Origin of the sequence: Pararhodobacter aggregans (assembly GCF_003075525.1) — a bacterium.
GTDB classification, from domain to species: Bacteria; Pseudomonadota; Alphaproteobacteria; order Rhodobacterales; family Rhodobacteraceae; genus Pararhodobacter; species Pararhodobacter aggregans.
Genome location: NZ_QDDR01000005.1, coordinates 245,358 through 270,059, shown reverse-complemented (window position 1 = coordinate 270,059; position 24,702 = coordinate 245,358). Strand labels below are relative to the sequence as shown.

General features: G+C 67.8%; 24 protein-coding genes. 18 read left to right on the top strand and 6 right to left on the bottom strand.

All coding sequences use genetic code 11. The features are described from left to right. Nucleotides 1-85: 85 nt before the first annotated feature. Entirely contained in the window at nt 86-1,024 is a 939-nt protein-coding gene (locus DDE23_RS11865; protein ID WP_107754003.1) for a hydrogen peroxide-inducible genes activator, read from the top strand. Here the strand turns inward: DDE23_RS11865 and DDE23_RS11860 are convergent, their stop codons facing one another. After that, complete coding sequence (locus DDE23_RS11860) at nt 1,025-2,038, bottom strand: hypothetical protein (protein WP_133239549.1); 1,014 nt, start codon at nt 2,036-2,038, stop codon at nt 1,025-1,027. It abuts the gene before it with no gap. 226 nt (nt 2,039-2,264) lie between these two features. Between DDE23_RS11860 and DDE23_RS11855 the strand changes: the two genes are divergently transcribed. Genes DDE23_RS11855 through DDE23_RS11810 form a run of 10 tightly spaced genes read left to right on the top strand, consistent with a single transcriptional unit; the run spans nt 2,265 to nt 11,137 of the window. Beyond that, on the top strand, nt 2,265-2,546 hold the full coding sequence (locus tag DDE23_RS11855) for an STAS domain-containing protein (protein WP_133239548.1): 282 nt from the start codon (nt 2,265-2,267) through the stop codon (nt 2,544-2,546). Continuing rightward, entirely contained in the window at nt 2,543-2,920 is a 378-nt protein-coding gene (locus DDE23_RS11850; RefSeq protein ID WP_107753996.1) for a response regulator, read from the top strand. The genes DDE23_RS11855 and DDE23_RS11850 overlap by 4 nt, the downstream gene beginning before the upstream one ends. Next, entirely contained in the window at nt 2,917-5,019 is a 2,103-nt protein-coding gene (locus DDE23_RS11845; protein ID WP_107753994.1) for a chemotaxis protein CheA, read from the top strand. Before DDE23_RS11850 ends, DDE23_RS11845 begins: the two co-directional genes overlap by 4 nt. 1 nt (nt 5,020) lies before the next feature. Further along, on the top strand, nt 5,021-5,488 hold the full coding sequence (locus DDE23_RS11840; RefSeq protein ID WP_107753992.1) for a chemotaxis protein CheW: 468 nt from the start codon (nt 5,021-5,023) through the stop codon (nt 5,486-5,488). Then, on the top strand, nt 5,485-6,366 hold the full coding sequence (locus DDE23_RS11835; protein WP_107753990.1) for a CheR family methyltransferase: 882 nt from the start codon (nt 5,485-5,487) through the stop codon (nt 6,364-6,366). Before DDE23_RS11840 ends, DDE23_RS11835 begins: the two co-directional genes overlap by 4 nt. A 13-nt stretch (nt 6,367-6,379) precedes the next feature. After that, nucleotides 6,380-6,766 carry a response regulator gene (locus DDE23_RS11830; RefSeq protein WP_107753989.1) on the top strand — a complete coding sequence of 129 codons (387 nt, stop codon included), beginning with the start codon at nt 6,380-6,382 and terminating at the stop codon, nt 6,764-6,766. Further along, nucleotides 6,763-7,182, top strand: a complete 420-nt coding sequence (locus tag DDE23_RS11825) for a hypothetical protein (RefSeq protein ID WP_107753987.1) — start codon at nt 6,763-6,765, stop codon at nt 7,180-7,182. Before DDE23_RS11830 ends, DDE23_RS11825 begins: the two co-directional genes overlap by 4 nt. Nucleotides 7,183-7,206: 24 nt before the next feature. Then, a complete protein-coding gene (locus DDE23_RS11820; RefSeq protein ID WP_107753985.1) occupies nt 7,207-9,588 on the top strand; it encodes a methyl-accepting chemotaxis protein in 2,382 nt (793 codons plus the stop codon). Nucleotides 9,589-9,617: 29 nt separating this feature from the next. Then, the gene (locus DDE23_RS11815) at nt 9,618-10,574 is read left to right on the top strand and encodes a CheB methylesterase domain-containing protein (RefSeq protein WP_107753983.1); all 957 of its coding nucleotides are present in this window, start codon (nt 9,618-9,620) and stop codon (nt 10,572-10,574) included. Then, nucleotides 10,571-11,137: a chemotaxis protein CheD gene (locus DDE23_RS11810; protein WP_107753981.1), complete on the top strand. Its 567-nt coding sequence runs from the start codon at nt 10,571-10,573 to the stop codon at nt 11,135-11,137. The genes DDE23_RS11815 and DDE23_RS11810 overlap by 4 nt, the downstream gene beginning before the upstream one ends. A gap of 243 nt (nt 11,138-11,380) precedes the next feature. On the opposite strand, the gene DDE23_RS11805 is transcribed toward DDE23_RS11810, so the two are convergent. Beyond that, nucleotides 11,381-12,100: a helix-turn-helix transcriptional regulator gene (locus DDE23_RS11805; RefSeq protein WP_157958013.1), complete on the bottom strand. Its 720-nt coding sequence runs from the start codon at nt 12,098-12,100 to the stop codon at nt 11,381-11,383. 76 nt (nt 12,101-12,176) lie between these two features. On the opposite strand from DDE23_RS11805, the gene DDE23_RS11800 reads away from it, so the two are divergent. The 3 genes from DDE23_RS11800 (at nt 12,177) to DDE23_RS11790 (ending at nt 15,237) form a co-directional block, all read left to right on the top strand. Beyond that, nucleotides 12,177-12,695, top strand: coding sequence for a VOC family protein (locus tag DDE23_RS11800; RefSeq protein WP_107753977.1), 519 nt, complete (start codon nt 12,177-12,179; stop codon nt 12,693-12,695). A gap of 162 nt (nt 12,696-12,857) precedes the next feature. Continuing rightward, nucleotides 12,858-14,033 (top strand): alpha/beta hydrolase, encoded by a 1,176-nt coding sequence (locus DDE23_RS11795; RefSeq protein WP_107753975.1) that lies wholly within the window; start codon nt 12,858-12,860, stop codon nt 14,031-14,033. Between the two features lies 1 nt (nt 14,034). Beyond that, nucleotides 14,035-15,237, top strand: a complete 1,203-nt coding sequence (locus tag DDE23_RS11790) for an FAD-dependent monooxygenase (protein ID WP_107753973.1) — start codon at nt 14,035-14,037, stop codon at nt 15,235-15,237. Nucleotides 15,238-15,246: 9 nt separating this feature from the next. Here the strand turns inward: DDE23_RS11790 and DDE23_RS11785 are convergent, their stop codons facing one another. Next, entirely contained in the window at nt 15,247-15,678 is a 432-nt protein-coding gene (locus tag DDE23_RS11785) for a MarR family winged helix-turn-helix transcriptional regulator (RefSeq protein WP_238149965.1), read from the bottom strand. Nucleotides 15,679-15,760: 82 nt separating this feature from the next. Between DDE23_RS11785 and DDE23_RS11780 the strand changes: the two genes are divergently transcribed. Further along, a complete protein-coding gene (locus DDE23_RS11780; protein WP_107753969.1) occupies nt 15,761-16,609 on the top strand; it encodes a p-hydroxycinnamoyl CoA hydratase/lyase in 849 nt (282 codons plus the stop codon). 134 nt (nt 16,610-16,743) lie between these two features. Here DDE23_RS11780 and DDE23_RS11775 read toward each other — a convergent pair whose 3' ends face one another. The 3 genes from DDE23_RS11775 to DDE23_RS11765 all read right to left on the bottom strand — a co-directional run bounded on the left by DDE23_RS11775 (nt 16,744) and on the right by DDE23_RS11765 (nt 19,829). Further along, nucleotides 16,744-18,267, bottom strand: coding sequence for a tripartite tricarboxylate transporter permease (locus tag DDE23_RS11775; protein ID WP_107753967.1), 1,524 nt, complete (start codon nt 18,265-18,267; stop codon nt 16,744-16,746). Next, complete coding sequence (locus DDE23_RS11770; protein WP_157958012.1) at nt 18,264-18,722, bottom strand: tripartite tricarboxylate transporter TctB family protein; 459 nt, start codon at nt 18,720-18,722, stop codon at nt 18,264-18,266. Before DDE23_RS11770 ends, DDE23_RS11775 begins: the two co-directional genes overlap by 4 nt. Nucleotides 18,723-18,836: 114 nt before the next feature. Further along, nucleotides 18,837-19,829 carry a Bug family tripartite tricarboxylate transporter substrate binding protein gene (locus tag DDE23_RS11765; protein ID WP_107753963.1) on the bottom strand — a complete coding sequence of 331 codons (993 nt, stop codon included), beginning with the start codon at nt 19,827-19,829 and terminating at the stop codon, nt 18,837-18,839. Between the two features lie 466 nt (nt 19,830-20,295). Between DDE23_RS11765 and DDE23_RS11760 the strand changes: the two genes are divergently transcribed. The 3 genes from DDE23_RS11760 to DDE23_RS11750 all read left to right on the top strand — a co-directional run bounded on the left by DDE23_RS11760 (nt 20,296) and on the right by DDE23_RS11750 (nt 24,695). Further along, nucleotides 20,296-21,021 (top strand): SDR family oxidoreductase, encoded by a 726-nt coding sequence (locus DDE23_RS11760; protein WP_107753961.1) that lies wholly within the window; start codon nt 20,296-20,298, stop codon nt 21,019-21,021. Nucleotides 21,022-21,122: 101 nt separating this feature from the next. Further along, a complete protein-coding gene (locus tag DDE23_RS11755; protein ID WP_107754065.1) occupies nt 21,123-23,243 on the top strand; it encodes an acetate--CoA ligase family protein in 2,121 nt (706 codons plus the stop codon). 3 nt (nt 23,244-23,246) lie between these two features. Then, on the top strand, nt 23,247-24,695 hold the full coding sequence (locus DDE23_RS11750; protein ID WP_107753958.1) for an NAD-dependent succinate-semialdehyde dehydrogenase: 1,449 nt from the start codon (nt 23,247-23,249) through the stop codon (nt 24,693-24,695). The last annotated feature ends 7 nt before the right edge of the window (nt 24,696-24,702 follow it).

The following is a 24,702-nucleotide window of genomic DNA, read 5'->3' as shown; positions in this document are numbered from 1 at the left end:
CTCCCCGCCTTCGTTAGAATCACTCTAGCAAAGGGTTTCGATTAGGATAAGTTTGATTTCCTGATTGGCTCGATAAGAATAACTGATGATAAACCTCACTCTGCGCCAGTTCCGCTATTTCGAGGCGCTCGCCCGTCTGGGCCATTTCGGCCGCGCGGCCGATGCCTGCGCCATCTCGCAACCCGCCTTGTCCATGCAGATCAAGGAGATGGAGGAAACGCTGGGCACCCCGCTCTTCGAGCGCGCGGCACGGCAGGTGCGGCTGACCTCGTTCGGCGAGGAATTCGCCGGGCGGGCGCGCGAGATCCTGCGCGCGGTCGATGAGCTGGAGGATCTGGCCCGTGCCTCGCAGGCGCGGCTGGTGGGGCGGCTCAGGCTGGGGGTGATTCCGACCGTCGCGCCCTATCTGCTGCCTGGACTGATCGGCAATCTGACGCGGATGAACGCCGATCTCGACATCCATGTGCGCGAGACGGTGACGCCCAAGCTGCTGACCGAATTGCACGAGGGGCGGCTGGATACCGCCATCGTCGCCCTGCCCGTTTCGGAACCCGCTTTCACCGAGGTCGCGCTCTGTTCCGAGGATTTCGTGCTGGTCCGCCCCCGGTCCGAGGCCAATCTGCCGGTGCCGACGCCGGACCTCTTGCGTGAGATGCGGCTGCTGCTGCTGGAAGAGGGGCATTGCTTCCGCGATCAGGCGCTGAGTTTCTGCAACTTGCAAAGCGCCCTGCCGCGCGAATTGCTGGATGGCTCGTCGCTGTCGACGCTGGTGCAGATGGTGGGCGCGGGCATCGGCGTCACGCTGATCCCCGAGATGGCGGTGGCGGTCGAAACCCGGTCCGCCGATGTCGCGGTCTCGCATTTCCCCGAGCCGCAGCCGCGCCGCACGATCGGCATGATCTGGCGCAATTCCAGCCCGCTTTCCAAGCAGTTGATGCAGATCGCCGCGGTGGTGCGGGACACGGCACTGGCGCTGCCCGGCCGGATGCAGCCCGGCGCGCCCCTGGGCGCCGGGCCGCGGTGATCATTCGCCCATGAAGGACCGGCCGAGGATCGCCACGATCTGCCCCCAGCCGCGCACGGCCTCCAGCGGCACGTTGGTGCCGACCAGCTGCCCGGTCACGGCCACGTTGGTATAGACCCCGTCCTGCGTCGCCCGGCCCGAGTTCGACATGGCCAGCGTCCCGGTGATGCCATCCACGGTCGCGAAGGGATTCGGCGCCGCGAAGGGATCGCCGCCCGAGCCGCCCTCGCCCGGGACCACCAGGTTGATGACATATTCCTCGTCATGGTCCGACCCCGCCGGGGCCTCGCCCAGCGACATGTTGCCCTCCAGCCGGAACCGGGTGTTGCCGCAGGTCACGTCAAAGGCGCCGTTCCACGATTCGGCGGCGTAGGAATAGACCCAGTCGCCGTTCCAGGTGCAGCCGGTGGCATTGGCCTGTCCGACATGCGGGATGGCGAAGTTGTTGAAACTGATGGAATCGATGCGCGTGTCGTATTCCACCGGCGCGCTGCCCGCCGCGTTCTGCTGCAGATAGGCCAGCGCGTTGCGCCCGATCTCCATGGCCGAGGCCGAGGGGCTTTCCGGCATCATCACCAGATTGCCGCCGAAGGTCGTGGCCTCCTGAGGGGCCGAGCCCACGCGGCGGTAGCCCACCGTCAGCGAGCGCATGTCGGTGAAGCCGTCCTGCGAGCCCGAGATGGTGAAGCCGCCGGCGAAATCGACCCGCGGCACGCTCTGCGACGGGTTGTTGGGGTTCTTGATGACGCCCGAGCCCGAGACCGCACAGGCCTCGTCCGTGCGGCTCAGCCCGAAGAGCGCCGAGGTCCCGGCCGAGCATTCCACATTCAGCGTCGTGGTGCCGCTGCGGTCGTCGATCACCGTGCGGAACACGTCGCGGCGGGCGGTGTCGAAGAGCGACGGCTGGTTGACCTCCATGGTCAGGGTCACCGTCTCGGTTCCCGATTGGGCAAGGGCGGGCATGGCGCCAAGGCACAGCGCCTGAGCCAGGGCGGCCCCGTAAATGATCCGCATTTTGTCCTCCATGGGCAGCGGCTTGAAATAGGTCGTCGAAAATCTCTCCGCCCGGAAAATCAGGGGGGCGGGGCTCGAAGGTTACGCATGTCCGGGCGGGTCAGGCAAGTCCCGGCTGCGTGAACGGCGGCCGGGCGGGGCCTGCCCCTTGGCCACGAACCCATTTTTAAGGGTTGGCTGGCAGATACAGAGGTCAGGACGTTGCTTGTTGTTAAAAGGTGATCCCGTGCCCGATCCCGCTTCCGACCGATTGTTGCTCGATGCCGACGGCTGGAGCGATGCCCCCCAGGTCATCCTCGACCGGCTGCGGACCCGCGGCGCCACCGATCTGGTGATCGACGCCGCCGGTGCCGGGCCGATCCCCGCGCAAGTGGCGCAGATCCTGCTGGCCGCCCGCGCCACCGCCCTGTCCCGGGGCCATGCCTTCCGGATCGAGGATCCTTCCGACGCCGCCCGGCAAAGCCTGGAAGCGATCGGCCTCGGCCAGCTGCTGGAGACCGCGCTATGAATGCCAAGACCATCCTCGCGATCGACGATTCCCGCACCATCCGTCAACTCGTCTCGCAGACCCTGGGCGACGCCGGATTTTCCGTCACCACGGCGGTCGATGGCGCCGACGGGGTCAGCACCTTCCAGAACACCCGCTTCGACGCGGTGATCACCGACATCAACATGCCCAAGCTCGACGGTTTCGGCGTGATCGCGGCGATCCGCGGCGGGGGGGCCAACCGAAAGGTGCCCATCCTGGTGCTGACCACCGAAAGCTCGCCTGAATTCAAGGACAAGGCGCGCAACCTCGGCGCCACCGGCTGGATCGTCAAACCCTTCGAGGACCGGCAATTGGTCGATATCCTCAAACTGGTCACGGGGGCGGAGGGATGAGCAACGAAACCCTGCGCGACACGTTCTTCGCCGAATGCGAGGAATTGATCGAATCACTGACCGAAGGCTTGCAGGTCGTCGCCTCCGGCGCCTGGGACGGCGAGACGATCAACGCCATCTTCCGGGCGGTCCATTCGATCAAGGGCGCGGCCGGCGCCTTCGGCTTCACCGACCTGGTGACCTTCGCCCATGCCTATGAGACGGTGCTGGACCTGATCCGCTCGGACAAGCTCGACATCGCGCCGGATGTGCTGCGGCTCATCACCCGCTCCTCCGACGCGCTGGCCGAGCTGGTCGATACCACGCGCCAGCAGGGTTCGGCCTCGCTCGACCCGGTGCGCGACCTGATCGGCGAGCTGGAGGCGACGGCGAAGGACGCCAAGGCCGACACGCCGCCCGAGCCGGAATTCACCTGGGCGCCGCTGGCGCTCCTGCCGATCGAGGTCGAGGCTCCGGCCCCCGCCCAGGGCTTCACCATCCGCTTCGCCCCGGGCGCCTCGTTCTACGCCAATGGCCACGAGCCGGTGCGCTTTCTTTCGGCGCTCGACGCCTTGGGCAACCTGACCGTCACCTGCGACAGCAGCGCGGTCCCGCCGCTCGACGGGTTCGATTTCGACGCCGGCTATCTGGTCTGGACCCTGACGCTGGAAGGCGCCAGTGACGAGGAAGCGATCCGCCGCGTCTTCGCCTTCGCCGAAGGGCTTTGCACGCTCGACATCGCCCCCCTCGGGGACAGCACCGCCCCCGACCTGCCAGAGGTCGAGGTCGAAGCAGCCCCCCTCTTCATCGCCCGCGCGCCCGCCGTCGATCCCCCGGCCGATCCGCCCGCCGACGCCCCGGTCACGCCCGCCGCCGCCCCGCCCGCCCGCGCCGCCGCCCCCCGCGCGCCCGCGCCGCCGGTCCAGACCACGCTCCGCGTCGATCCCGAACGGGTGGACCGGCTGATCAACAGCGTCGGCGAATTGATCATCAACCACGCCGTCATCAGCCAGAAGCTGGAATCCTGCGGCCTCGGCACCGATTCCGAGATCATGGCCGCGCTGGACGATTACCGCTATCTGGCGCGCGAGATCCAGGAAGCGGTGATGTCGATCCGTGCCCAGCCGGTCAAGGCGCTGTTCCAGCGCATGGGCCGGGTGGTGCGCGAGGCGGGCGAGGCCACCGGCAAGGCGGTCATGTTCATCAGCGAGGGCGAAGCGACCGAGATCGACAAGACGATCCTCGAACGCCTGGCCGACCCGCTGACCCATATGCTGCGCAATTCGGTCGATCACGGGCTGGAAACCGCCGAGAAGCGCCGCGCCGCCGGGAAAAGCGAGGTGGGCAGCGTCCGCCTCAGCGCCGCGCATCGTTCCGGCCATGTGGTGATCGAGGTTTCCGACGACGGCGCCGGTCTCAACCGCGAACGGATCCTCGCCAAGGCGATGGAAAAGGGGCTGGTTCCGCCCGACGCCAAGCTGACCGAGCCCGAGATCGACAACCTCCTCTTCATGCCCGGCTTTTCCACGGCCGAGAATGTCACCAACCTTTCGGGGCGTGGGGTGGGCATGGATGTGGTCAAGACGACGATCACCTCGCTGGGGGGCAAGGTCGGCATCACCAGCCTCGCGGGCGAGGGCTCGACCTTCACCATCTCGCTGCCGCTGACGCTGGCGGTTCTGGACGGCATGATCATCGGCGTCGGCGCCGAGACCATGGTGCTGCCGCTCTCCAGCGTGGTTGAAACCGTGCGCCCGCAACGCCGCGACATCCACGAGATTGCCGGTGAACTGGTGCTCTCGGTCCGCGGCACCTATGTGCCGATCGTCGATCTGGCGCTGCTGTTCGGCATGCGCAGCGCCAAGGGGCAGAGCGCCGAACGCTCCTACGTCCTGCTCGACGCGGGCGGCGCCAGCATCGCCGTCGCCGTCGATGCGATCCAGGACCAGCGCCAGGTGGTCATCAAGAGCCTCGAAGGCAATTACGGCACCGTCCCCGGCATCGCCGCAGCAACCATTCTGGGCGACGGCAAGATCGCCCTGATCATCGATTCCGAGGCGCTGGTCGAGCTGGTCTCACCGCGCCGCAACGCCCGCCCCCTCATCGAACTGGAGGCCTGACATGAGCGACGAGGAAACCAACGACCGCGGCAATACCACTGAATTCGTGTCGCTTTCCGCGGGCGACCAGGGGTTTTGCGTGCCCATCACCTCGATCCGCGAGATCCGCCGCTGGAGCCAGGTGACCGCCCTGCCCTTCGCCGAGGATTCGGTGCTGGGGGTGATGAACCTGCGCGGCGCCGTGATCCCCATCGTCGACCTCGCCGCCCGGCTCGGCCTCGGCACCACCGAGATCGGCGCCCGCAACATCGTCGTGGTGGTCGCCATCGGCCCCCGGATCATGGGGATGCTGGTCGATTCGGTGTCCGAAATCCTCTCGGTCAACACCGAGACGATCCGCCCCAACCCCACCATCCGGCGTGACGGCGGCGCCAGCCACGTGACCGGCCTGCTGCCGGTCGACGACATCATGCTGCGGGTCCTCGACCTCGACGCGCTCTTCGCCCGCGAGGGTGAGGAGGCCGCATGACCACCCTGGCGCGCCCTTCCACCAGCGATGGCGACCTGCCCCTGACCGAGGCCGATTTCGCGCGGATCGCGCGGATCGCCAAGGCGGGCTGGGGCCTGAGCCTGGAAAGTGCCAAGCGGCCCCTGATCCGCTCGCGCCTGGGCCGCCGGGTGAAGGCGCTGGGCCTCGGCAGTTTCGATGCCTATTGCGATGTCGTCGAATCGGGCGAGGCGCAGGAATCCGACCATTTCGTCACCGCCCTGACCACCAATGTCACCCATTTCTACCGCGAGGCGCATCATTTCGAGATGCTCGAAAGCCAGATCCTGCCGCCCATCCTGCAGGCGGCGCGGCAGGGCAAGCGGGTGCGCCTGTGGTCGGCGGGTTGCTCCAGCGGGCAGGAGGCCTATTCCCTGGCCGGCTCGATCCTGGCGCTGGCACCCGACGCCGCGAAACTCGATCTGCGCATCCTTGGTACCGATATCGATCCGACCGTCCTGCAGATCGCGCAGGACGGGGTATACGACCCCAAGATCTGCCTCTTCCCGACCCCCGCGCTCGAGGAACGCGTCTTCGGTCGCGCGCCCCCGACGGGCGGCCTGCGCGCGGTCCGGCCGGAACTCAAGGCGCTGGTGACCTTTCGCCGCCTGAACCTGGTCAAACCCTGGCCGATCAGCGGGCGCTTCGACGTGATCTTCTGCCGCAACGTGGTGATCTATTTCGACAAACCCACCCAGCGCCAGCTCTGGGCCCGCTTCGCCGAGGTCCTGCATCCCGGCGCCTGGCTGCTGATCGGCCATTCCGAACGCATCGCTGACCCCCAGGAGCTGGGACTCGATCCTGCGGGCATCACCACCTACCGCCACGCCGGCGCCCCCTCCGGCAAGGCCCCCAGTTGAAGGCAGATCCGCCATGGCCCTTAAAGACGTCCTCAAGATCATGATCGTCGACGATATGTCGGTCAGCCGCGGGCTGATGACCCAGAGCCTGGAAGAGATCGGCGTCAAGAACATCGACTTCCAGACCTCGGGCGCCGAGGCGCTGAGCCGCCTGGCGGTCAATCCCGCGCATCTGGTGATCAGCGACTACAACATGCCCGGCATGAGCGGCCTCGACCTTCTGGAAACCCTGCGCGCCAACAAGATGACCGCCAAGATCGGCTTCATCCTGATCACCGGCTCGCCCAGCCAGGAGATCCTGGAACGCGGCATGAAACTGGGTCTCAACAACCTGATCAAGAAGCCCTTTACCACGGCCAGTCTGAAAGCGTCGATCGAGGCGGTGGTGGGCCGCCTATGACCCTTGCCGCGCCCTTCCCCATTCCGCCGCTTCTCGCCGGCATGGCCGAGGCCATGGGGGAGATCCGCCTGATGCTGTTGCGCTATGAGGCCGCGATGGTCGAGGCCCCGAGCAACGCCGCCAACCGGCAGGCGGTGCAGGATTTCGACCTTGCGGTCCAGCTGTTGCAGGATCTGGAGCATATCGCCCAGCTTCTGGGGCGCGAACTGCCCGCCGATCTGATGGCCCAGAGCGCCCTGCCGCTGGCGGGCCTGCGCCTCGAACGAAGTCGAACCCGTTTCCTGTCCGCGGGCGCCCGCGACCCTGCCGCAGACCAGCGGCCGCCGCCCCGGATCGATCTCTTTGCTCCCCTTGTTCCGGCTGATGACGACAGCGCGCTCCCGGCCAGACCGGCATCGCTGCCCGACACACCCTAGTCCCGTGCTTTCAGAGGTTTCGCCATGTTCCAACGCCTCACTCAATCCCGCATCGCCCTGCGTTTGCCGCTGCTGATCGCCACGGCGCTGGTCCTGAGCATCGGCGCCTCGACCTGGGTCTACCATTCGCTGTTCCGCACCGAGCTGGAATTGCAGACCGGCCAGCGGGCCCGCATGCTCGCCGAACATGCCGGTACCGCGTATACCAATTGGCTGAACCGGATGTTCCGCACGGTCGAGGATCTGGGCGAAGGCCATCTCGCCCCCGACGCGATGCGCCGCTTCAACGAGGCGCTGGCGCTGCAATCCCCGGGCTGGCAGGAAGAGGTGCGCAGCGCCTATGTCGAGCGCAATCCCCTGCCAGCCGGTCAACGCGGCGATTACGATCGCGGTAACAGCCGCCCCGCCTATGATGCGGTGCACGAAGCGTTCAACCCCTATATGCGGGCCCATCGCGACAGGTTCGGCTATTACGACCTGTTCCTGATCACCGCCGAGGGGGATGTGGTCTACAACATCTCCAAGGAAAGCGATTTCGCGATCAACCTTGGCGAAGGCGCGCTGCGCGATACCGAGCTGGCGCAGGTCTGGCGCGCGGCGATGGAGGGGCCGGTCGGAACCACCTCGTTCAGCGATTTCGCGCCCTACGCGCCCAGCAACGGCGCCCCGGCCGCCTTTGTCGCCCGCCAGATCGTCGATCACGAGGTGCCGGGCAACCCGGTGATCGGCGTGGTGGCGCTCCAACTGTCCGAGGAAGGGATCGGCGCCGCGCTCGAAGCCGCCGATCTGCTCGACCGGGACGAGATCTATGTCGTCGCCCCCGACGGTACCTCCCGCAATGCCAGCCGCATCGGCGATGCCTTCGCGATGTTCGGCGCGCTGCCCGATCTGCCGCAGGTCACCGCCGCGCGGGCCGGCGAGACGGCGGAATTCGACGAAGCGACGGGTATTCACGGTGCCGCGGCCGTCGTCGCCGTCCATCCCTTCTCGGCGCATGGCAACCAATGGAGCGCGGTGGTCGAACTTGACCAGGCCGATGCCTTTGCGGCCCTCACCGATTTCAATCAGCGCGCCATGATCGTCGTGGCGATCGGCGTGCTGCTGTCCCTGGCCATCGGCTGGGCCGTAGCCCGCTCGATCACCCGGCCGCTGGGGAGTTTTTCCCTGTCGATGCAGGCGCTGGTCGACAAGCGTTACGACCTGGCCATCACCGGCACCGCGCGTCGGGACGAAATCGGCGGCCTGTTCCGGGGTCTCGACCTGTTCCGCCAGTCGCTGTCCGCGGCCGAGGAAGCGGCGCAGGCCCAGGAACGGGGCCGCGCCGAACAATCCCGGGTGGTTGCCGATCTGGGCCGCGGCCTGCGCGATCTGGCCAGCGGGCATCTCGATATGCGCCTCGATGACCCCTATTCCGCGGGTTACGAGAAGCTGCGCACCGATTTCAACGCGACGGTGGACACGATGGAAACGCTGATGCGGACCATCGCCGCCAATGCCAGCGAGATCCGCTCCCGCGCCGAGGAGATCAGCGCCTCCTCCGACGACCTGTCGCACCGCACGGAAACCCAGGCGGCGACGCTCGAGGAAACGGCCGCCGCGCTGGACGAACTGACCGCCAGCGTGCGGGCCGCCGCCGAATCGGCCTCGGAGGTCGAAACCGTGGTCGCCGATGCCCGGAAGGAGGCCGAGAAGAGCGGCCAGGTCGTCTCGGAAGCGGTCGCCGCCATGTCGCTGATCCGCAAATCCTCGACCGAGATCTCGCAGATCATCGGCGTGATCGACGATATCGCCTTCCAGACCAACCTTCTGGCGCTGAACGCGGGGGTCGAGGCGGCCCGCGCGGGCGATGCCGGACGCGGCTTCGCGGTCGTCGCCTCCGAAGTGCGGGCGCTCGCCCAGCGCTCGTCGGAAGCGGCCAAGCAGATCAAGATCCTGATCACCGGCTCGACCGAACAGGTCGAGACGGGGGTCGGCCTGGTCGGTCGAGCCGGCGAGACGCTGACCATGATCATCCAGCGCGTCGGCAATATCGACCAGCTGATCGGCGGCATCGCCAATGGCGCCCGCGAACAGAGCTCGGGCCTGCAGGAGATCAATGTGGGCGTGTCGCAGCTCGACCAGGTGACGCAGCAGAACGCCGCGATGGTCGAGCAGGTCACGGCCGCCTCGGTGACGCTGAAGAACGAATCGCTGTCGCTCAGCCAGGTCGTGGCGCGCTTCCGGGTCCGCAACCCCGCCGAGGGGGGGCAGCAGCCCGTTCACCTCGATACCACGCCGCTGGCCGAGCTGACGCCCCGCCCGGCCGCGGACCTGGACCTGGAGCAGGCCTTTGCCGAAAGGGCGGCGGACGAGCTGCCCCCCGCCTTTCCGATCGCGGCCAACACTGCACGCTGGCAGGACTTCTGATCCTGCTGGATCCTTGAAGGGGGGTATTGATGCGCATCCTGGTGGCAGATCCTGACAAGACCCGACGCCGTCGCCTTGCCGAGCGGCTGGCCGCACTGGCCGACGTGACCATCAGCGACCTGTGCAGCGACCTGACCGAGACTTTCAACGCCGTCGAACACCGGCCACCGACTCTGGCCCTCCTGGCCGAGGAGCTGACCCGCAGGCCCGAATTCGAGATGATGGAGATCCTGTTCCGCACCCTGTCGGTGCGCTGGACGGCACTGGCGGCGCGCCCGGGTGCGCCCGGCCTCGACCCCGAGGGAGACGACGCAACCCTGGCCGAAGGACTGCGCCGCTGCCTGGTCGGCGGCCGGCTGCCGCCCCCGGCCGCAGGCGCTGGTCTGTTGCGCGCGGTGGATCCCTCGGGGGCGGACCGGCTGATCCTGATCGGCTCGTCGACCGGCGGCGTCGATGCCTTGCTGCGGGTTCTCGGCAGCTTTCCGGCCGATTGCCCGCCGACCCTGGTGGTCCAGCACACGGGTGCCGCCTACAGCGCGGGGCTGGCGCGGCTTCTCGACCGCAATGTCGTCCCCGATGTGCGCGAGGCCGCCGAGGGCGAAGTCCCGGCTTTCGGCCGCATCCTGATTGCCCCCGGCGCCGAGGCCCATCTGGTATTGGAGAATGCCACGTCCCTGCGGTGCCGCCTGAAGGCCGGGGATCGGCTGAGCGGGCATCGCCCCTCGGTCGACGCGCTTTTTCATTCTGCCGTGCCGGTGGCGCGGCGGGTGACGGCGGCGCTGCTGACCGGCATGGGGCGCGACGGGGCCGAGGGACTCCTGGCCCTGCGCCAGGCGGGCGCCCGCACCATCGGACAGGATCGCGCGACCTCGGTCGTCTATGGCATGCCGGGCGCCGCGCGCGACCTCGACGCCGTGGATCAGGAACTGCCGCTGTCGGCGATCGGGCCGGCGCTGTTGAAGGCAACACAGAGGATACGCGCGTGAGCCCGTCGAAACACTCCTGGCCGGAGGGGTACAGCACGCATGTCGTGCCGGTGATCCGCGGCGAATTCCTGGTTTCCGACGATCCCGATGTGGTTCTGTCGACGGTCCTTGGCTCCTGCGTGTCGGTCTGCCTGTTCGATCCCAATTTCGGGATCGGCGGGATGAACCATTACCTGCTTGCCGATGCCTCCGAGGGCGAGGCAACCAGCCTGAAATACGGCGCCAACGCAATGGAACTGCTGATCAACAACATGCTCAAGCGCGGCGCCTCACGGGCGCGGCTTCAGGCGAAGGTCTTTGGCGGCAGCCGGATGAGCGGCCGTTTCGCCGATATCGGGCCCCGGAACGTGGAATTCGCCCTGCGCTACCTCGCGGCCGAGGAATTCCCGGTGGTCGGCCGTGACCTCGGCGGGGCCGAGGCGCGGCGGGTGAATTTCCATCCGGCGACCGGCAAGGCGCGGGTCGTGCATGTCACCGGCACGGTGGAGCCCGCCATCGCCGCCCCACCGCCACCCCGCCCCTCGGCGCGGCCGACACCCGCAGGGGGCGTTACGTTGTTTTGACGCCACATCGGGAGAGTTCGGGCGCGCGGGATGGGCTGAGGGGCGGCCTTGCGCTCAGGTCCTGGCCCGGTGAGCGCGGAGGCGACCGGAGCGCCACACATTTGTCCCGCCCCCCCATGGCGGCAGGGGTCACGACTTTCCCACCCGAGGGCGCCTCCTCGGCACAGCGTCAGGTCGGTCAGCCAGACAGGCCCGTGGGAGAGCGTGAGCGGCACAACCTCCGTCGAGACGCGCGGCGGATCGTCACCCGGCTCCTGTCTCCAGCAGCCGCCGCAGCTGGTGGCGATCGGCGACACCCAGCTTGGCATAGGCGCGGCGACGGTAGGTGATGACGGAATGGGGCGCGAGGCCCAGGGCCTGGGCGATGCGCGGCTGGTCTTCGCCTGCGGCCGTCAGGCGCGCCACCTGCGCCTCACGCGGGCTCAGACCCGCCAGCGGATCGGCGGGCGCCGCCACGGGCACCAGCCGCGCGTGCCGCAGCAAGGCCGCGTGCAGGACCGGCGCCCGCGCGGCGAAGGCGCGCAGCGCGGCGGGCGGAAAGGGGCCGGTGTCGCGCGCGCGATAGGCGTTGGCGATGATCCCCGGCGCGCCCGCGCGATAGAGCGACAACCGCTCCAGCACCGCGCCCTCGGTATAGCATTCGTGGCGGTAATCGATGTCGCGGATTCCCTGCGCCGGGCGCTTCAGGACCTGCATCGCCCGATGCGCCCGGCCCAGCGCCGTCACCGCTGACGTGTCGCGCCGCCAGTAGCGCTGCGCATAGCGCAACGAGGCGATGCGGGCAAAGGCGCTGGCCTCGGGATCGGCGCTTTCGGCGACCAGCACCCGGGCGCTGTCGCCCTCGATGACGAAGACCGAGCACAGATCCGCCCCGCATTCGCGCCCGAGAAAGCGCATCAGAGCCGGGCCGAAGCCCGGCTCGCCCAGCGTCAGGATCAGATCGGCCAGAGCCTCGGGCATCATTCTTGTCCCCCCTTGATGGGGACGCCAGACTGCGCGCCCGCGTGCCATCCTGTCAAGGCAAGCTGAGGAGGATCCCATGCAACCGCCCAAGATCAAGGGTCTTTACCATTACTCGTTCCCCTGCCGCGACGGCGAGGAGACCCGCAAGTTCTACGAAGACATTCTGGGCCTGCCGCTGGTGGCCTGCATGATGTCGGACAAGGTGCCCTCGACCGGCGAGGAAAAACCCTATGCCCATTTCTTCTTCGAGATGGGCGACGGCTCCTACATCGCCTTCTTCGACCTGGGCGAGAACCAGATGCCGGAACCCTCGCCCAACACCCCCGGCTGGGTCATGCATTTCGCCGTCGAAGTGGCGAGCGTGGCCGAGGTCGAGGCGATGGGCGAGCGGCTGAAGGCGGCGGGCGTCAGCGTCACGCCGGTGGTCGACCACCATTTCATCAAGTCGATCTATTTCTTCGACCCGAACGGGCTGCGGCTGGAGGTGACCGCCCGGGTCGACGAGCCCGGCTATCTGGAGGAGCAGGCGCGCGAGGCGCATGACGTGCTCAAGGCCTGGGGCGCCAAGAAGGCCAAGCTGCTGGCCAAGGCCTGACCCCCGCCCTTCCCGCGAAAGGCCGCCCCGGGGGCGGCCTTTTTCATGCCCGCGAAATGGTTGACGCGGGCCAGATATTCGGAATAATTGAACCACGTTTGACAAAAGCAAATTCCCCGGCCCCGGCGGATTCCCTGGAAGAGAGACGGAAAGACACTGAAAATGCGGCAGAAAACCCCGTGGCAGCGGCATTTGCAGATTGTCTCCTTCGCCGAACAGGTCAAAGCGACCGAGGTTTACGGCTTTGCCGGAAACTCGGGGATGGTGAACCTTGAGGGGCAGCTATTGAAGGGCGGGCGCCCCTCGACGACGGTCTTCGTCTTCATGCACCCGACCTCGACCCTGCAGCTGCTGCCGATGCCGATGGCGCTGGCCGACCGGGGGTTCCATGTCCTTTGCGCCGCCAGCCGCTATGCCCGCAACGATGCCGCGCTCATCATGGAGAAGGTGGCGCTGGACCTCGGCGCCTGGATCCGCCACGCCCGCGAAACCCTGGGCTATGAGACGGTGGTGCTGGTCGGCTGGTCGGGCGGCGGGTCGCTGTCGCTCTTCTACCAGGCGCAGGCCGAGAACCCGACCATCACCCATACCCCCGCGGGCGACCCGGTGGATCTGACCGCGGCGGGGCTGATCCCGGCCGATGGCGTGATCTTCATCGCCGCGCATCTCAGCCGGGCCGAGACGCTGACCGAATGGCTGGACCCCTCGGTCCTGGACGAGACGGACCCCGACCGCCGCGACCCCGATCTCGACATCTACAGCCCCGATTGCCCGCATCAGCCGCCCTATGACCCGGCCTTCGTCGCCCGCTTCCGCGAGGCGCAGCGGGCCCGGAACCGGCGGATCACCGACTGGGCGCTGACGCTGCTGCATGACCTGAAAGCCCGCGGCACGCCCGAGGTCGAGCGCGCCTTCGTCGTCCACCGGACGATGTGCGATCCCCGCTGGCTGGACCCGACGCTGGACCCGAACGGGCGGCGGCCGGAATGGACCTATATGGGCCATCCGCTGACGGTGAACGTGGGGCCGGTGGGGCTGGCGCGGTACACCTCGCTCAGGTCCTGGCTCAGCCAGTGGAGCTATGACCTGTCCAACGCCAAGGGCCCGATGAACGCGGCGAGGATCACCCGCGCGCCGGTCCTGCAGATCGTCAACACCGCCGACGATGCGGTGCCCGCCACGCATAACCCGGCGATCCGCGACGCGCTGGCGACGCCGGACAAGACCTATGTCGAGCTGCAGGGCGCGACGCATTACTACCTGGGCCAGCCGGAATTGCTGGCGGCCTGTATCGACGCGGTGGCCGAATGGTGCGCCGCCCGCAAGCTGGAGGGCTGAGATGGCCAAGGCGAAGGTACTGATCGCGGGCGGCGGCATCGGCGGCATGACCGCGGCGCTGGCGCTCTTGCAGCGCGGCCATGACGTGACGGTCTTCGAACAGGCGCCCGAGTTGAAGGAACTGGGCGCGGGTCTGCAACTGGCGGCGAACGGCACGCGGGTGCTGATCGAGATGGGGCTGGAAGAGGCGCTGAAGCCGGTGATCTGCGAGGCCGCGGCCAAGGAGGTGCGGCTGTGGAACACCGGGCAGAGCTGGAAGCTCTTCGACCTTGGCGCGGACAGCATCGCTCGCTTCGGGGCCCCCTATTGGATGGCGCATCGGGGCGAATTGCACCGGGTGCTGACCGAGGCGGTTCTGGCGTTGAAGCCCGGCGCGGTGGTTACCGGCGCGCAGGCCACGGGGTTCGAACAGGACGAGAGCGGCGTCACGCTGCTGATGGCCGACGGGCGGCGGGCGCGGGGCGATCTGCTGGTCGGCGCGGACGGGGTGCATTCGCGGATGCGCTCGCAGATGTGGCAATCGCCGCAGGCGCGCTTCACCGGGCTGATGGCCTGGCGCGGGCTGGCCCCGATGGAGGCGCTTCCGGCCGAACTGCAACGCCCCGTGGGCACCAACTGGATCGGCCCGGGCGGCCATGTCATCACCTATCCGATCAGCGGCAACCGGCTGATGAATTTCGTGGGGCTGGTGGAAAACCGCGAATGGACCAGTGAAAGCTGGACCGCGGCGGGCAGCACCGCGGAATGCAAGGCCGATTTCGCCGGCTGGAACCCGTTGATCCATGCGGTGATCGACGTGATGGGCACGCCCTTTCGCTGGGCCTTGGCGGCGCGCGACCCGCTGCCGCACTGGACGCAGGGCCGCGTCACGCTTCTGGGCGACGCCTGCCACCCGACCCTGCCCTTCCTGGCGCAGGGCGCGATCATGGCCATCGAGGACGGCTATATCCTGGCCCGCTGTCTGGACGAGAACCAGCAGGATCCGGCCGGGGCGCTGATGACCTATGAAGGGCTGCGCAGCGAGCGGACGGCGGCGATCGTCAAGGGCTCGGAGGCCAACCTGCACCGGTTCCACAACCCGGTGCTGGCCGATCCCGTCGAGGCGCCGCGCTATGTCGAAAGCGAATGGCAGCCCGACAAGGTGCGCCTGCGCTACGACTGGCTGTTCGAATACGACGCGACGCGGTTGCCGATCCCGGCCTGAGCCGGTCCCTCAGACCTGCTGCATCATCCGGTGCAGCTGGTCGCGCAGGATCCGGTGCAGGGCCTTCAGATCGCCCGGGGGCAGACCGCCGAAGACCTCGGCCTCGACCTCGTTGGCGATGGCGTCGCATTGCGCCAGCAGGGCGCGGCCCTCGTCGGTGATCCGGGCGCAGAGGATGCGCTTGTTCGCCTCGCTCTCCGAGCGGGTGATGAGGCCCCGGCGTTCCAGCGCGGTGACGCTTTCGTTCATCGTCTGCGGCGTGACGAAGAACCGGCGCGACAATTCGGCCGAGGAAATCCCCTCGCGGTCCCGGACCAGCGTCAGGATCGTGTATTGCAGCCCGCCCAGCTGGTGCGCCTTCAGGCGCTCGTCCAGCGATTTGCGGGTCAGCAGGTTGATGTTGTTGACCAGATAGATCAGCCGGGGACGGAGGTCGGACAAAGCGGTGTTTTCGGACATTGACAGTATAAGGCACCCTGATATGGTCTCCTTCAAAGCGTAGTGGAACTCAGGGAGTCTGACAATGAGTCACGATGGTGCGGGCAAGGGCTGGGGGGAGAATGTCACCCTCGCCATCGAGGACGGCGTGGCCTGGGTCACCCTCAACCGCCCCGACAAGCGCAACGCCATCAACCCCGGGATCGTCTATGAGATGACGGCGGTCATGGACGCGCTTGAGGGCATGGACGAGGCCGAGGTGATCGTCATCACCGGCGCGGGCAACGCCTTCTCGGCCGGGCAGGACCTCAAGGAGTATTTCCGCGAGACCGAGGCCTGGCCGCCGCATGAGCGCGACAAGCTGTTCGCGATGAACGCCGCCTGGCAATGGCGCCGGACCATGTTCTACCGCAAGCCGACCATCGCCGCGGTGAACGGCTGGTGCTTCGGCGGGGCGTTCCAGGTGCTGATCGGCTGCGATCTGGCGATTGCCGCCGAGGACGCGACCTTCGGCCTGTCGGAAATCAACTGGGGCATCATCCCCGCGGGCATCGTCACCAAATCGGTGTCCATGGTCATGAGCCAGCGCGACGCGATGTATTACATCATGACCGGCGAGACCTTCGACGGCAGACAGGCCGCCGAGATGAAGCTGGTGAACAAGGCGGTGCCCGCCGACCAGCTGCATGCCGAGGTCACCAAGCTGGCGCAGACCCTCAAGGCCAAGAACCAGCACGTCCTGCGCGGCGCCAAGACCGCCTATCACCATGTGCGGCAGATGGGCTGGGATCAGGCGCTGGAATATCTGATGGCCAAGGCGGATTCGACCACCTTCCGCGACCGGACGCAGGGCGCGGCCAAGGGCATGAGCCAGTTCATCGACGAAAAGCGCTATCGCCCGGGTCTGGGCGCCTACGACCGCAGCGGCGACTGAACGCGCCATCGCGGCAAGAACGACGGGCGGCGGAGTGATCCGGCCGCCCTTTTTCCGTGCCGCTCGCCCGGGGGGCCAAAAGGAAAGGGCGGCAGGATCACCCTGCCGCCCTTTCGTCGTTCATCGGGCTCCGGTCACTCGCCGCCCGCGGCCAGCGCGGCGCGGCGGCGGGCCCGGGCGCGGAACATGCCGTAGATGGTCCAGGCCAGGATCAGCACCGCGATGCCGATGAACAGCGCCGAGATCGGCCGGGTCAGGAACACCGTATAGCTGCCGCGGTAAAGGGTCAGCGAGCGGCGCAGGTTCTCTTCCAGCATCGGCCCCAGGATCAGGCCCAGCACCAGCGGCGCCGGCTCGAACCGCAGGATGTTCATCAGGATGCCGAGGACACCGAAGAACATCAGCACATAGAGGTCCACGACCGAGTTCGAGACGCTGTAAACGCCGATGCAGATGAAGGCGATGATGAACGGGTAGAGCACCCAATACGGGATCGCCAGGATCCGCACCCAGAGCCCGATCAGCGGGATGTTGAGGATCAGCAGCATCAGGTTGCCGAAGAGGAAGCTCACCAGCAGGCCCCAGAACAGGTCGGGGTGGTTGTTGATGACCGAAACGCCGGGCTGGATGCCGTGGATGGTCAGCGCCCCCAGCATGATCGCCATGACGATATCGCCCGGGATGCCCAGGGTCAGCGTCGGGATGAAGGCGGTCTGCACGGCGGCGTTGTTGGCGGCCTCAGGCCCGGCGATGCCCTCGATGGCGCCCTTGCCGAAGCGCGACGGGTCCTTGGCGACACGGCGCTCGGTGGCGTAGGACATGAAGCTGGCCAGCAACCCTCCGGTGCCCGGCAGCGCGCCGAAGAACGACCCCAGCCCGGTGCCCCGGAACATCGCGCCCCAGCTGCGGCGCCAGTCGTCGCGCGTCGGCCACATGGACGCGAAGGAGATCGAGCGCGCCTCGACCGTGCGGCCGGTGATCTGGCCCGCGTTCTTGATGACTTCGGGCAGGCCGAAGATGCCGAGTGCCACGGCGACCAGCGGCAGGCCCTCGTACAGCTGGTCGACACCGTAGGAAAAGCGCAGCAGCCCGGAATAGAGGTCGCGCCCGACCATGCCCAGGATCAGCCCCAGCCCGATCATCGCCAGCCCCTTGATGGGCGAGCCCGAGGCGAGCGTCGAGGCCGCCACCATGCCCAGCACCATCAGCGAGAAGAACTCGGGCGCCGAGAAGCTGAAAGCCAGTGCGGCGATGGGTGGCGAGAAGATCGCCATGATCAGCATGCCGCAGATCGAGCCGATGAAGGACGCGATGGCAGTCATGAACAGCGCGACGCCGGCCCGGCCCTGCTGCGACATCGGGTAACCCTCGATACAGGTCACCGCAGACGAGGGCGTGCCGGGCAGGTTCAGCAGGATCGAGGCGGTCGAGCCGCCGTAGTTCGACCCGTAATAGATCCCCGCCAGCATGATGAGCGCATGCGCCGGTTCCATGCCGAAGGTGAGCGGCAGCAGAAGGGCGATGGCGGCCAGCGCGCCGATGCCGGGCAGGACACCGATGAAGGTGCCCAGCGTCACACCGACGAAGCAGTACCACATGGCCTGCCACGAGAAGGCGACCGAGAAGCCGAGCGCGAGGTTGGAGGCAAAATCGCTCATGGGCGCCACCGGATGACATCGACGTTGAGCGAAAGCCCGTATTTGAAGATGGCGACGCAGACGGCGGGGACGGCGACCGAGATCGTCAGCTTCTGCCAGATCGAGGTGTTGGTATCGGCCAGCGAGCCGAGGAAGACGGCGACGAAGATCGACGGGAACATGCCGAAGCGTTCGATCATCACCGCGAAAGCCGCGACGGCGGCCAGGATCAGGAAGGGCGAGCGCATCGGCGGCAAGCTCCAGCCGAAATCGCTGGCGGTCCGGGTCCAGAGGTTCTCGACCGCGATGACGAGGCCGAGGAGGACCATCAACACGCCGACGTAGAACGGGAAGTATCCCGGGCCGATGCGGCGCGATGTGCCCATGTCGAAACTGGTCGATTCAACGATGGCAAGGACGCCGATGAGTACGACGAATCCCCCTGCCAGGATGTCGACTGCCTTTATTCTGCTCAAAAGCACCTCCCGTGTGCCTTGGACCCTGGCGTCGGGCCCCTCATGCAAGAGCGTCGGAGAGCCCTGCCCCCCGACGCCCGGTTCGTGCAGGTGGCGCGATCACGCGCGCCCCGGTCAGTTGCGCGGAAGTTGCGCCAGATCGACGAGGAAGGCGCCCTGCTCGACGTTCTCCCGCATCCGCTGGTCCACTTCCTCGGGCGTGGCGATCCACGGAACGCCGCCCATCGTTCGCAGGAAGTCCTGCGTGCCCTGCTCGGCCATCACCGTGCCGAACATCTCGGCCAGGGTGGCGACGACATCGTCGGGCGTGCCGGCCGGAACCCAGGCGGCCCAGACGCCGACCTGATCTACGGTCATGCCGTATTCGGTCAGCGAGGGCACATCAGGGGCGATGTCCATCCGCGAGCCCGAGCCGGTGGCAAGCACCCGCACCCGGCCTTCGCGGGCCTGCACCATGGCGGTGACCGGATCGGTCACGGCGAAGTCGACGGCCAGGTTGACCACGTCCGGCACCATCTCGATCCCGGTGCGATAGGGCACCTCGGTCGGGGTGGCGCCGAGTTCGGACAGGTATTGCGCCGCCAGCAGCCGCCCCGAGGTGGCCGAGGTGCCATAGGTCGCGTTCTCGCCCTCGGCCAGCAGATAGGCGTTCAGCTCCTCGATCGACTGGATGGTCGACTCGACGCCGACGACGATGAAGAACGGCTGTTCGTTGATCCCGGCGACGCCGCGCAGGTCGGTGCGCGGGTCGATGGCCGGGTTGTTCCACAGCGAATAGTTCACGGCGGTGGAAAAGCCCGAATGGACATAGACGGTATAGCCGTCGGGATCCGAGCGCGCCACGAACTCGGCCGAGATCGTCCCCGCCGCGCCCGGCTTGTTGTCGACGATGATGGTGTGGCCGGTGGCTTCCTGGATCGCGTTGGCGAAATAGCGAACCAGCGTGTCGGCACCGCTCCCGGCCGGGAAGGCGCAGATGAAGGTGATCGGCCGGTTCGGAAAATCGCCGGTCTGGGCCAGCGCCGGGGCCGAAACGGCCGCGGTCATGGCCGCGGCGCCGACCAGCGACAACAGCTGGCGGCGGGTGGTCTTAAGCAGGTCCATCATAGGGTCAATCCTCCCAATCTCCCTGAGGCACGCGCGGTGTCGGCGGCAGTCGCACCCGGATTTCGTCGGAGCGGACCCGCCTTTTGCCGGGGTACGATCCGAACGGGAACCCGGTCGGGCGACCGCTTCCTGCCCTCATTCATGCGGCACGGGCCCTTGCAGTCAACAGGTATTTTCGTGGTGATTCGCGTCGAGATCAAGCCTGACGTTCACGTAAGCGTCTCGCAAATATCTGTATTATCATAATTTTTTTGTATATTCGGCTCCCGAATATCGCTTCAACTCTGTCACATGAATTTATACGATGTCGGATGACAGGCCCTGCGGGGCCGATCTTGCGGGCAGATCGCCGCGCTCGGCGGGGACCTCGGGGACCGGCGCTCAACCGCAGGAGGATTGTCGCGATCCGGGGGCTGATTCTGGCCACCGGGTCGGGGCCGGAACATCGACACTCTGGGAGGAAGACATGCTGCTGAAGGATCGTATCGCCATCGTGACCGGGGCCAGTTCGGGCATCGGGCTGGCCATTGCCGAGGCTCTGGCGGCCGAGGGCGCCAAGGTCGTCGTCGCCGCGCGCAGCGCCGACAAGCTGGCTGCGCTCGTGGCCGGGATCGAGGCCAAGGGCGGCACCGCGCTGGCCGTGCCCACCGACATGACGGATGAGGGCCAGGTCGAGGCGCTCTTTGCCGCCTGCGAGGCGGCCTTCGGCCCGCCGCGGCTGGTGGTCAACAACGCCGGCATCGCCGATCACACGCCGACCGTCGACCTGACCCTCGACCGCTGGTCCGAGGTGGTGGCGATCAACCTCACCTCGGTCTTCCTCGGCGCGCGGGCGGCGTTCCGCGCCATGATCCCGGCGGGCGGCGGGCGGGTCATCAACGTGGGCTCGATCTCGGCCAAGGTGCCGCGCCCGGATACCGCCGCCTATGCCGCGACCAAGTTCGGGCTTGAGGGGCTGACGCATTCGCTGGCGCTGGATGGCCGTCCGCATGGCATCGCCGTGTCGATGGTCCACCCGGGCTCGACCGTCAGCTCGCTGGTGCCGGGCATCACCGACCAGCCTCGCCCGGGCACCATGGCGGCCTCGGACGTGGCGCGGGTCGTGGTGCTGATGGCCTCGCTGCCCGATGACGTGAACCTCTACGAGGGCACGATCCTGCCGGTGACCATGCCCTTCCTCGGCCGCGGCTGAGGACGGGGCGAGCGGGGATCAGGGGGCGCGTTGACAGATATACGGCTCCCTGATACCCAGTTCTCGCCGGACCGAAAACCGGGACTTGAGGGAGGGGCATGATGGGCGAAACTGCAAAGCCGGAGGGCAGCGCGCGCGGCGCGGTGGAGCGCCTGCTCAACCCGCGCTCGGTGGCGATCCTGGGTGCGACGCCGGAACGCGACTCGGTGGGCGGCGGGGTTTTGTCGAACCTCGAGCTTTTCGGCTTCAAGGGCGACATCCACCTCGTCAGCCGCTCGCGCGACGAGATCAACGGGCGGCCCTGCGTCAAATCGGTGGCCGACCTGCCGAGGGGCGTGGACGTGGCCGTGCTGATCGTGCCCTTCAAGGCGATCCGCGACTCGGTCGTGGCCTGCATCGCGCAGGGCGTCGGCGCCATCGTCATCTTCACCTCGGGCTTTGCCGAGGCCTCGGACGACGGCCGCCGCGCGCAGGAGGAGCTGGCGCAGCTTTGTTCGGACGCGGGCGTGGCGCTGCTGGGTCCGAACTGCATGGGCTACACCAATTTCGTCGCCGGCGTGCCGATGACCTTCGAGCCTGTCGCCCGGCATGACGTGGGCGACGGCGCCCGCGTCGCCATCATCGCCCAATCCGGCGCCACGGCGGCCAATATCCGTTTCGCGCTGCAGGCCCGCTCGGTCGCCATCTCGCATGTCGTGGCCACCGGCAACGAGGCGCTGCTCAGCGCCGAGGATTTCATCGACCACGCGCTCGATGACGCGAAAATCGCCGTCATCGCCGTCTATGTCGAACAGCTGCGCGACCCGGCGCGGTTCCTGACGCTGGCCGCGCGCGCCCGGGGCTTGGGCAAACCCATCGTCATGCTGCACCCGGGTTCCTCGGAACGGGGGCGCAAGGCGGCGGAGTCCCACACCGGGGCGCTCGCGGGCGATCACGCGCTGATGCTGGCGGCTGCCCGGGCCGAGGCTGTGGTCTGCGTGCCGACGCTGGACGAGATGTTCGACACCTGCGCCATCCTCGCCCGCTTCCCCGCCCCCGCCCCGGGGGCTGCGGGCATCGTCACCAATTCGGGCGCCATCCGCGGCCTTGCCTTCGATTTCGGCGAGACGATCGGCCTGCCCATCGCCCAGCTCTCGCCCGAGGTCACGGCCGAACTGACCGAACAGGTCCCGCCTTACGTCCATGTCGACAACCCCTTCGACATCGGCACCACGGGCTTTGCCAATCCCGGGATCTACGGCACCTCGGCCACGGCGATGCTGAAGGACCCGGGCGTCGGCATCATCCTCAGCGTCCATGCCGGCGGCTCGCCCGCCATGCAGGAGAAGAAGATCGACTACCTGCTGCCGGTCTATCAGACCGCGGGCAAACCCATCGTCTTCTGTCTGATCGGTGACGATTACCCGCTGGCGCCCGCCTTCGTGGAGAAGGTACGCGCCTGCGGCATCCCCTTCTTCCGCTCGCCCGAACGGGCCATGCGGGCGATGAAGCTGGTCGCGGATTACGCCGCCGCCCGCGTCGCGGCCGAGGATCGCGACACGCGCAGCGCCCCGACGCTGGACCTGCCCAGGGGTGGCGCGGTGGTGGAATATCTCGGCAAGCAGGTGCTGGCCGATCTGGGCCTCTCGGTCCCGAAGGGCGGCATGGCCAAGACCGCCGACGAGGCCGTCGCGATTGCGGCGCGCATCGGCTACCCGCTGGTGCTGAAGGCGCAGGCCGCCAAGCTGAGCCACAAGAGCGACGCGGGCGGGGTCATCGTGGGCTTGAAGGACGAGGCCTCGCTCAGGGCCGGGTGGGACCGCCTTCAGGCCAATATCGCCGCCGCCGCTCCCGGCCTGACGCTGGACGGCGTGCTGGTCGAGGAGATGGTGGCCCCCGGCCTCGAACTGGTGATCGGCGCCAAGCGCGATCCGAACTGGGGGCCGATGGTGCTGGTGGGCCTTGGCGGCGTCTGGATCGAGGTGCTGCGCGATTCCCGCCTGATGCCCGCCGATGTCAGCCTCGCCCGCGCCAAGGCCGAGATCCTGTCCCTGAAATCCGCCCGTCTCCTCGGCCCGTTCCGCGGCCAGCCCGCGCGCGATGTCGATGCGGTGGCCGAGGTGGCGGTGCGGCTCGGCGCGCTGATGCGGGCCAATCCGCAGATCCTCGAGGTCGATATCAACCCGCTGGTTGTCCATGCGGAGGGCGCGGTCGCGCTCGACGCCCTCTTCGTGACGGAGTGAGCCATGACCAAGATCGACGACCGCTACGGCGCCTTGCAGCTCTTCATCGCCGGTGAATGGCTGGGGGCCGAGGGCCGGGTGACGGAGCCCGTCCTGAACCCCGCGACCGGCGAACCCGTTGGCCTGCTGCCCCATGCCAGCGCCGCGGATCTGGACCGCGCGACGGCGGCGGCGGAGACGGCCTTCGCCAGCTGGCGCCGGGTGCCCGCCTATGACCGGGCGATGATCCTGCGCAAGGCGGCCAATCTGCTGCGGGAGCGCGCCGACCATATCGGCCGCCGGATGACGCTGGAACAGGGCAAACCCTTCGCCGAGGCGCGGATGGAGGCCCTGATCTCGGCCGATATCTTCGACTATACCGCTGACGAGGGGCGCCGGACCTATGGCCGCATCGTCCCCGCCCGCGTGCCCGGCATGCGCTGGATGGTCACGCGCGAGCCGGTGGGCCCGGTCGCCGCCTTCACCCCCTGGAACTTCCCCGCCGTGATCCCGGCGCGCAAGATCTCGGCCGCGCTGGCGACCGGCTGCACCATGGTCATCAAACCGTCCGAGGAAACCCCGGCCTCGGTCATGGAACTGGCCCGCGCGCTCGATGACGCGGGCCTGCCCAAGGGCGTGCTGAACGTCGTCTATGGCGTGCCGGGCGAGGTCAGCGAACGCCTGATCGCCGCCCCGGAAATCCGCAAGATCACCTTTACCGGCTCGACCAGTGTCGGCCAGCAACTGGCGATCCTCGCCGCCAAGGCGGGCGTCAAGCGGGCGACGATGGAGCTGGGCGGCCACGCCCCGGTGATGATCTTCGCGGATGCCGATGTCGACGCCGCCGTGCAGGCGCTGGCCGGGGCGAAATTCCGCAACGCCGGCCAGATCTGCATCGCGCCGACCCGCTTCTATATCCACGAGGCGGTGCATGACCGCTTTGTCGAGGGCTTCGCCGCGGCGGCCGAAAAGCTGAAGGTCGGCGACGGCATGGACCCGGCCACGACCATGGGCCCCCTGGCCAACCCCCGCCGGATCACCGCCATGCAGGCGCTGGTCGAGGATGCGGTGAACCACGGCGCGAGCCTCCGCCTGGGCGGCGAGGCGCTGGGCAACCGCGGCAATTTCTTCGCGCCCACGATCCTGACCGATGTGCCCGACACCGCCCGCATCATGAACGAGGAGCCCTTCGGCCCCATCGCCGTGACCGCCCGGTTCCAGTCGCTGGATGAGGTGATCCATCAGGCCAACCGCCTGCCCTTCGGCCTCGCCTCCTATGCTTTCACCCGCGACAGCGCGACCGCGCAGGCGCTCTCCGACCGGGTCGAGGCGGGGATGCTCGGCATCAACAACACCATGATAAACATGCCCGAAACCCCCTTCGGCGGCGTCAAGCAATCCGGCTACGGCAGCGAGGGCGGGACCGAGGGGATGGACGCCTATCTGGTCACCAAGACCATCAGCCAATCGTAAGGAGAGA